General features: G+C 47.0%; 6 protein-coding genes. All 6 read left to right on the top strand.

Annotated elements, in window-relative coordinates; translation table 11 throughout:
* A partial coding sequence (locus ACTHMC_RS00575; RefSeq protein ID WP_440409921.1) for a glutamine amidotransferase-related protein occupies nucleotides 1-215 on the top strand: 215 nt, incomplete at its 5' end.
* A gap of 287 nt (nucleotides 216-502) precedes the next feature.
* Nucleotides 503-1,054, top strand: coding sequence for a sigma-70 family RNA polymerase sigma factor (locus ACTHMC_RS00570; RefSeq protein WP_440409920.1), 552 nt, complete (start codon nucleotides 503-505; stop codon nucleotides 1,052-1,054).
* Between the two features lie 17 nt (nucleotides 1,055-1,071).
* Nucleotides 1,072-2,241, top strand: a complete 1,170-nt coding sequence (locus ACTHMC_RS00565) for a FecR family protein (protein ID WP_440409919.1) — start codon at nucleotides 1,072-1,074, stop codon at nucleotides 2,239-2,241.
* Between the two features lie 54 nt (nucleotides 2,242-2,295).
* A complete protein-coding gene (locus tag ACTHMC_RS00560) occupies nucleotides 2,296-5,997 on the top strand; it encodes a SusC/RagA family TonB-linked outer membrane protein (RefSeq protein ID WP_440409918.1) in 3,702 nt (1,233 codons plus the stop codon).
* A 28-nt stretch (nucleotides 5,998-6,025) separates the two neighbouring features.
* Nucleotides 6,026-7,471 carry a RagB/SusD family nutrient uptake outer membrane protein gene (locus ACTHMC_RS00555; protein ID WP_440409916.1) on the top strand — a complete coding sequence of 482 codons (1,446 nt, stop codon included), beginning with the start codon at nucleotides 6,026-6,028 and terminating at the stop codon, nucleotides 7,469-7,471.
* A 27-nt stretch (nucleotides 7,472-7,498) separates the two neighbouring features.
* Nucleotides 7,499-8,415: putative zinc-binding metallopeptidase (locus ACTHMC_RS00550; protein WP_440409914.1), on the top strand; the 917-nt coding region annotated here is incomplete at its 3' end.

Here is an 8,415-nt window from a genome sequence, read left to right as displayed (position 1 = left end):
AGAACCATGGTTTCGGTGTGGACCCCAAAGCCGTGAAGAATGCACCCAATGTGGAAGTAACACACGTGAACCTGAACGACGATTCAATTGAAGGCATCCGTCTGACCGACAGACCCGCCTTCTCTGTACAATATCACCCGGAAAGCACTCCAGGGCCGCACGACAGCCGCTATCTGTTCGATGATTTCATCGAGCTGATCAGGAAGCATAAGTAAGGTCAGCTTTCAGGATCAAACTCATAAGCCACCTCACGCAATTTGCGTAGGGTGGCTTTTTTTGTGCCCTAACTGCCATATATATACGCTGAAAACCGCCGATACCCATATACCATGAATTTGAATGAGCCAGGATCTTATTCATTGATTCTCAATAATCATCTTATCTAGTTTAAGATTTTTCAAAAATATTTCTTAATTCTTACGTACAAACTCTTTCTCAAAAGCTCTTAATTTTAATAGAGAACCTTAACTCTATAACCAGAACTGAAAGGGGAAGTAACTAAATGAGAAAACCAGCTGACTGTAACATACAGGATCTGCTGAGGCGCCTCAGGCATGGGGACGAATCCGCCTTTACAGCTATTTACAATATTTATTGGAAGCAGTTATTCTATGTAGCTCATAAAAGGTTGCATTCTCTGGATGACTCCAAAGAGATCGTGCAGACGGTATTCTTTACGCTGTGGGAAAAAAGAGAGCAACTGGAGATCATCGATCTTAACTTTTACCTGGCCGCCATGACAAGGCACGCTGTTTACAAGCACCTGGCACGCCAGAAGCGCGGAAAGGTTTACCTGCTGGAACAAATGGATCCCAATGCAAAAGTTGCCTCCAGTACGGCCGACTACGAGAATAAATTCTTCCTTCAGTTACTCAATAAATTTTCAGATTCACTACCAGAAAAATACAGGATCGTTTTTGTGCAACATAAACTTCTGGATAAACCTATCGATGAAATAGCCACCCAACTCGGTGTGTCACCCAGAACAGTAGAAGGATATGTATCCAAAGTAATGTCAATCATGCGTGAACACCGCCAAAAAATTGCGCTTTAAACGATAGTAATAATTGTATGAACCAGGACGCTCATCAGAATTCAGATATAAATCAGCTGGCTAAAAAATACTTCGAAGGTATTGCTACCGAAGAAGAGATCGCCGCTTTGCATAGATGGTATGAAGAAGCCGATGAGACAGATGCTGCCATCGTGGAAGCAACTCCTGCCCAGTTTGAAGACATGGGCGCCTCCATGTTACAGCACCTGAAAATGAAACTGGAAGCAGGCCGGATGGAAGCTCCTATAAGAAGAGCCGGTTTCAATTGGAAGTATATCGCCGCTGCCATGGTCACCCTGGTGATCGGCGCAGGAGGGCTCTGGTTATATAACAGAAATGAACAACCGAAAACAGAACAACAACCCATAGCAACCGTTGCTGATCATCCACCGGGTGGAGACGGCGCCATTCTCACCCTCAGCAATAACCAGCAATTCAACCTGGATGAACTGAAGGATGGGGTAGTGATGAAAGAAAAAGGCGTGGAGATCGTAAAAAATGGAAATGAAGTGAGCTATGTGATCGCTCCGCAGGCCACTGGCGTTGTAGGTTTCAATACCATCAGCACGGCAAGGGGACAGAAATTCAGGATCACATTACCCGATGGCTCTGTGGCCTCGCTGGATGCTGCATCCAGCCTGCAGTTCCCGGCCAGCTTTGAAGGAAACGAGCGCAAAGTGTTTGTAACCGGACAGGTATACCTGGATGTAGCGCAGAATTCAAAGAAACCATTTGTGGTAAGCGCTAATGGATTTCAGGTGAACGTACTGGGCACAAAGTTCAATATCAATGCCTACCCGGATGATCCCATCAAATATGTGACCCTGTTGCAGGGATCGGTGCAGATGACAGACGATAAGGGAACGGTAGCCAGAAAGCTGGTGCCTGGCAATCAGGGCAGGCTCGGTGCAGGAGGTGAACTCTCCGTGGTGCCACAGGCCGATCTTGAAGTGGTGATGGCCTGGCATGAGGGAGCTTTCCAGTTCAGGGATACCGAGATCAGGCAGGTACTGACACAGCTGAGCAGGTGGTACCAGGTGGATGTAGAGATCAGACTGAAAGATGAAGCGAGATATTTTACAGGTCGAATAAGCCGGAGTTCAAGCCTGAACGCCGTGCTGGAGATATTACGCTTAAGCGATATCAATTTTAAACTTGAAGGAAACAAACTGATTGTTCTTCCGTGAAAGACCGGATGATACCATTCCATTTCTAATTTATTACCTAAACTAACATTCACCATGAGATTACTCCTGGCGCATGTGCACATGCACCTATTGAACTGCTTTGCCCGGAAGAACTGGTCGCCGGTTCATATCAGGCAGCTTTATCCGAAAATCCCTGCATTTCTCTTACTGCTTCTTTTGACGCAATCAGTGTTTGCCAATCAGGGTACACCTGTTACCCTCAATGAAAAGAATGCTACCCTGGAAACGGTGATGAAAAAGATAGAGCAGCAAACAGAATACCGTTTCTGGTTTGAAAAGAAAGTATTACAAACTGCCAACAAGGTAGACATCAAAGTTGATAATGTTACGCTGAAAGCAGCGCTGGACATCTGTTTCGAGAACCAGCCATTGAGTTACCAGCTGGTGGAGAAAACGATCGTGGTAAAAAAGAAAGTGGTAACCGCCCCACCTCCCTCCGAATCGCAGCTGGCCGTTGTTGCCGACGAGAGCTCCCGTGGAAATATATCCGGCGTTGTACGCAACAAGGGCGGCGAGCCGCTGGCAGGCGCCAGTGTGAGAGTTCGAGGCACCAACCAGGGTGTATCCACCAATGAAAAAGGAGAGTTCACTCTAAACAATGTACCGGATATCGTTACGCTGGAAATCAGCATGACAGGTTACAAACCCTACAGAGTAAGGGTTTCAGCGAATGCCGGTGTTGTGGAAGTGGTACTGGAACAGGAACCGCTCACCATGGGTGATGTGGTTGTTACCGGTTACCAGAGCAAGAACCGGAGCGAATATGCCGGTGCCGCCACCACTGTAAAAACAAAAGATATCAAAGTAGTCAGCCTCGGCACACTCGATAAAATGCTGCAGGGCCAGGTAGCTGGTGTGGCCATCCAGAATACATCCTCCACTTTTGGTACTGCTCCCAAGATCAGGATCAGGGGTAGTGCTTCACTCAGCGGTATCAATGAGCCACTCTGGGTGCTTGATGGTGTTCCACTGGAAGCACCGCTGAACATCGTGCCATCAGAACTCTATGGCGGTAACGCCAGGAACCTGCTGGCCAGCGCCCTTTCCAATGTGAACCCGGAAGACATTGAAGACCTTACCATCCTCAAAGATGCTACCGCCACCGCCATGTATGGTACCAGGGCGGTTAACGGCGTTATTGTTGTGAATACAAAGAGGGCCAGGAAAAACTCGCCTTTACGCATTGGCTATAACGCCAACACCACACTGAGCATCAAACCTTCCATCAGGGATTTTGATGTACTGAATTCTAAAGATCAGATCGAGCTTAACCAGGAACTCTTTGAGATCTACCAGAGCAGTCTGATGAATTTCGGTGCTGCCAATTCAGGCCCGTTCTCAAAAGCAGTGGACCTCTACAACCGGAGGGATATCACTGAGCAACAGTTCCGTGAAATGGTACGTGATCTCAAACAGGTGAATACAGACTGGTTTGATGAACTCTACAAGAATTCCATTATGCAACAACACTCACTCAGCCTTAGTTATGGCGGAGACAGAAGTGCTACGCGTGTATCTTTCAGTTATTATACCGATCCCGGAAAAACGATCGGTGAAAAGACTGAAAGGTTTACCGCCAACTTTGTTAACAACTTCCAGATCACAGATAAGTTCGGTGCCGAAGTGATGTTGAAGTATGCGAAGAGAGACCAGAGAAATCCCGGTACCCTTGTAAATCCTTTCTCTTATGCAAGAGATGCCAGTCGAGCTATGAAGCCATATGCGCCTGATGGCAAATTTGAATTGTATAAAAAAGGATATGCTGATTTCAATATCATCAATGAGATCAACAACAACTATATCGACCTTTCAAACAACGATTTCCTGGCCCAGCTGAACCTGACTTACAAGGTATCCAGCAAACTGAAGCTGACCGGCCTGTTCAATACCCGTTATTCCAGCTCTGCCATCGATGAGATACAGACTGAATATTCCAATTATGCCAACCAGTTCAGGGCAGATGATTTCAGGATCAAAGACGTGAATGAAAGATTGTATAAAAGTCCTGGTGCGCCTTCTTACGAGCTGCCAAGGACTGTATTGCCCGAAGGTGGTATCCTGGATCGTGAGACCAACTCCGCAAAATTCTATACGGTACGCGGACAGGCAGAGTGGAGTGTGATCGACAGGGGAAGGCATAAGCTGGATATGATGGGAGGTATGGAAGTAACGCAGAATCATCAGTCAGGAAATTTTTCCCGTGGCTATGGTTATCGTAGCGACAGCAAAACGTTTGCTCCTGCTAACCTGGCCTATGAGCGTCTGATGCTGAGTACTAACCTTCCTGCGGATGAGCAGCGGATGTACAACGGAAGAAACCTGCTGCAAGGCGCTTCCAATTATGTAACTGAGTTTACCAGGAATGCAGTGTCTTACTATGGTAGCGCATCCTATAGCCTGGATGGAAAATATATCCTTGATGGTTCACTCCGTAACGATGCCACCAACATTTCGGGAAGGGCGTCAAGAAACCGCTTCCTGCCTACATGGGCGATTGGTGCAGCGTGGAATATCATCAAGGAAGAATTCATGGAACCTCTCTTCCCTGCCATCACCGATGCCAGACTGCGCGTGTCTTACGGTCTTCGTGGAAATGCCGGTTATCGCGGGCCTGAGCTGGTTGCGTATTATGAGAATATCCTGCGTTTGTATCCCGGTTACAACGTAACAGGAGTGAACATCGTGGAGTCTGAAAATACTTCACTGGAATTTGAGAAAGAATATATGTTCAGTACCGGTCTGGACCTGTCTCTTTTCAACAGGGTAGACTTTACTTTCAACTATTATTCCAGGAAGAACTTTGACCTGGTGGGATATAAATCCGTGCAGTCTTCTTCTGGTTATCTGACCAAGCTCTTCAACTGGGCTGACATGAAGAATGAAGGTATCGAGGCATCAGTGAATATCAGGCCGCTGACCATCGTTGGTCACCTGAAATGGTCAGGTAATTTCAATATGGGCTATAACAAAAATGTGGTGTTGTCTGACTACCAGGGTAATTTCCCTTCCGTTTATGATGCAGCCAATTCAAATGGATTCGCGCTTAAGGGACAACCCATGACCGGTTTGTATTCATTCCGCTTTGCCGGACTTAACAACCGCGGACTTGCAGAGTATTATGATACAAAAGGCGGCAGGGTGATGGGGTTCTCTGAATCAGAAAGAGACCTTACCAATGTATCTTATCAGGGAAGCAGGGACCCGCTGGTATCCGGTGGCTTCGCTTCCAATTTCATCTATCGCAATTTTACACTGGGCATTTCCATGGTGTTCAATACAGGCCATGTGGTAAGGAAAGCTGACTTCTACAGAAGAGGCACTATCTCCGGTCTGTATCGCGATGATCAGAATGCGAATGGTGATTTCGTGAACAGGTGGCGCGCTTCAGGTAATGAGCAATACACCAATATCCCACGCCTGATCCTGCAGGAGGATATCAATGATTACAATAATGCCGGGTATTTCGACAGGTCGATCTTTTCTACCTACAATATGTCTGATATCCGCACTATCAATGCCTCCTACCTGCGCCTGCGCAACGTAACCCTGCAATACAATTTCGAGAAACTGGCCAGGAGGCTGAAAGTGCAGAATTTCACGATAGGAATGGAAGCTTCCAACCTGGCTGTATTTGCATCGGACAGACTGAACGGAATGGATCCTGAAACATTACTGACGGGCCTGAACATGCCTCCGGTAAAATCTTTCACATTCAACCTGTCGGCTACATTTTAATCAACTGATCTGATAAAACCATCATACGATGAAGACTAAAATATTCCTGTGTTTACTGATCATATCAGGCCTCCTGGGTTCCTGTAAAAAATTCCTGGAGGAGCCGGTGGATAACAGAACACTGATCACCACGCTTCCGGATATGGAGAAGACCCTGAATTATCTCCATCCTTATTCGGACCATCACTTTACTGACCTGATGACCGATGATTATATCTTCAGAGACCTCTCCGGGCATATCGTTGCCACGGCAGCAGAGCAAACCATGCCCATCTTTGAATTGACTATCACAAGGGAATCACTGGCGGCCAATCAGTTCCTGGCAAGCGGATTCAATCCGGTTACGGCATTCCGCAGGTATTACTACCGCATCATCAACTCCTGGTTATTGCTGGAAAAAGCAGCGCTGTATAAACCGGTCGATGAAAAAGAGCAGAAGAGGCTGAACGTGCTGATCGGAAAGGCAAAAGCCATCAAAGCATATTGCAACTATATGCTCACCACGCTTTTTGCCAAACAATACAATCCAGGTACAGCCGGCGCCGATATGTCCATCCCCTTTGTTGATAAATATTATGGAGAAGCAGTAGTGGCTTACAAGAAAGTGAGCATGCAGCAGATCTTCACCAGCATTGAAGAAGACCTGACAAGCGCCTTGTCGCTGGTGGAAGACAGTGAGCCGGTGGCTACTCCGTTTACATTGAGCAAGGATGCCATCCTCGGTTTGCTGACAAGGGTTTACCTGGATAAGCAGGACTGGGACAACTGCATCAAATATGCAGATGAACTGCTGAAGAGAAGGAGTGTTCCATTGAATGTGAAACAACTCAGGACTTCCATCACGGATTATGCCCAGTTCTCCGATAAATACTTCGATCCGGCAAATCCTACTTACCTGCTGATGGGCAATAATACCTACCAGCTGATCGCGTATTTCTTTTCAGGCATGTATCCTTATCCGGCACTGCAGCTAATGCAGGAGAACGGAGCAGATGATGCCAACAACTATATCATCCAGACCAGCGCACTCTTCCGTGATTATGTTCCGCAGAAATTCGGAAAGTTCTTCAATACGGCTACCAGGAATTTCAATCTTCCGTTGATGACGGTGGATGAAGTATTGTTCAATCGTGCAGAAGCATATATCAGGAAGAACAATGGCATCACCGATGAAGCAAAGGCAAACCTTACTTTGCTGATCAATAACCAGACCTACAATACCAACGCTGCCAACAGCAGGATCAATTCTATGAATACCATGACGGGGCTTCAGCCCGCGATGGACCTGCTGTTACAGGTAAAGCGGATCCGTTTTACCAGCGAGGGCATGCGTTGGTTCGATATCAAACGCCATAATCTTCCGGTATCACATGTAGGCAGATCAGGAACGTATACCATCGATGGTACCAAGCCGGAAGCTTATGTGATTCAGCTGCCACTGGAAGAGATCACCAGGAACCTTGGCCTTGAATAAATTGAATTACCGATTAACTGAAAAAATATGAAAAAGCATTTTCTATATCTGTCGATCATCTGCAGCACATTGATGACTGTGAGCTGTAAGAAAGAATCAAAGCCTGTGGCAGAGGTGGATCCCGCTCCTGTATTTGACCTGAGCACTGAACTGGGCAGGAAGCAAAAGGAAGTGTTCGATAAATACGGCGTGATCTATGAATATGAGTGGAACCGGTTTGCGTATGCGCCGAATGTAATTGCTGATCCGGCCAAACAGGCTGATGTATTGCCTTATATTGAACTGGTGGAAGAACTGTTCTTCCGCGCCATGGATTCGGTGGGCGCTCCCGGCATTGCCAGTACCAAAGAAACGCCGGTGCGGATCCTGCTGATCGGAAGTGGTATCAACTACGGTGGCGCCGAGAGCTTTGGTGAATCCACTGCTGGCCAGGCCGGTAATATCCAGCCCAACCGGCTTACGCTTGGTGGACTTACACCTTTCGGTACTGTGCTGCGTGCAAAAGGAGCTACAGCGGATGCGAATTTCCTTCGTGCCATCTATGATGCAGCGCCCAGCAGCAACCCTGCTGATGCCGGTCTGATCGGTTTCATCTATCATGAATACACACACTACCTGGACAGTAAACACCAGATCCCATCAGGATTTGAAGCGCCTGCCAAAACAGAATACCTGCGAGGCAGCGATCAGTACAGGCGTGTAACGCTGGCCAATGCCATCGCCAAAGGTTTCTTCATTCCCTACGGTATGCAGAACGAGCATGAGGATTTTGCCACTTATGTGCAGACCATGATCTGGAAAACGGATGCACAGATGAATACCACTTACCTCACCAATGATGCTACGCGGACCAAGCACAAACTGGTTACACAGTATTTTGAGAAGCTGAATATTCCTATTAAAAGTTTAAGGGATTATCTGAATAAGCAATCGGTGAAAGACAG

This window comes from Pseudobacter sp. (assembly GCF_051955275.1).
Lineage (GTDB): Bacteria > Bacteroidota > Bacteroidia > Chitinophagales > Chitinophagaceae > Pseudobacter.
This window is presented reverse-complemented; position numbering and strand designations above follow the sequence as displayed.

Bases quoted from the DNA above. Each gene is read 5' to 3' on its own strand.
- ACTHMC_RS00570 (WP_440409920.1), top strand. From the start codon at position 503: ATGAGAAAACCAGCTGACTGTAACATACAGGATCTGCTGAGGCGCCTC.
- ACTHMC_RS00565 (WP_440409919.1), top strand. From the start codon at position 1,072: ATGAACCAGGACGCTCATCAGAATTCAGATATAAATCAGCTGGCTAAA.
- ACTHMC_RS00560 (WP_440409918.1), top strand. From the start codon at position 2,296: ATGAGATTACTCCTGGCGCATGTGCACATGCACCTATTGAACTGCTTT.
- ACTHMC_RS00555 (WP_440409916.1), top strand. From the start codon at position 6,026: ATGAAGACTAAAATATTCCTGTGTTTACTGATCATATCAGGCCTCCTG.